At 59.2% G+C, this 534-nt stretch carries 1 pseudogene; it reads right to left on the bottom strand.

Annotation, left to right across the window (positions count from 1 at the left end):
* Window positions 1-442, bottom strand: a pseudogene (locus tag KDX39_RS26320) (IS5 family transposase); the annotation flags it as partial.
* Window positions 443-534 lie beyond the last annotated feature (92 nt).

The raw sequence follows: 534 nt of genomic DNA, 5'->3' as shown, positions 1-534 counted from the left end.
GGTACGCCATTGGCGTCGCACAGCATATGGATCTTCGTTGTCAGGCCGCCCCGGCTTCGACCGAGGGCGTGGTCTTGCGGTTCTTCAGGCCCCCTTTTTTCCCAGCACCAGAAGAGGCCCGGGTTGCGCGTACCGCCGTGGAGTCAATCATCCAGGTCTCCAGATCAATTAACCCTTGCTCGTTCAGCTTGATGTGGAGCCGCTTGAGCATCTGGTCGAGCGTCCCGCGATTGCGCCAGTCACGAAAGCGTTGATAAACCGTTGACCACGGGCCGAAGCGTTCGGGCATGTCGCGCCAGGCAGCACCCGAGCAGAGCACCCAGAGCACACCGTTAAGCATCAGCCGATCATCTGCCCGTGGGCGTCCGTTACGGCGGGGTTCACTGAAGATGTCTACAACCAAATCCCAGGCTGCGTCGGGGAGTTCGTACCGTTTGGCCATCGTGGGCTCCTGCCGTTGATGGACGCGGACTTTACTGACTCCCGACGCTTGCTGGGTTCAAATGAGTTTCAGATGATTTCGTACAGAGCCTA

This window comes from Pseudomonas sp. CDFA 610, from assembly GCF_021147865.1.
GTDB classification, from domain to species: Bacteria; Pseudomonadota; Gammaproteobacteria; order Pseudomonadales; family Pseudomonadaceae; genus Aquipseudomonas; species Aquipseudomonas alliivorans.
This window is presented reverse-complemented; position numbering and strand designations above follow the sequence as displayed.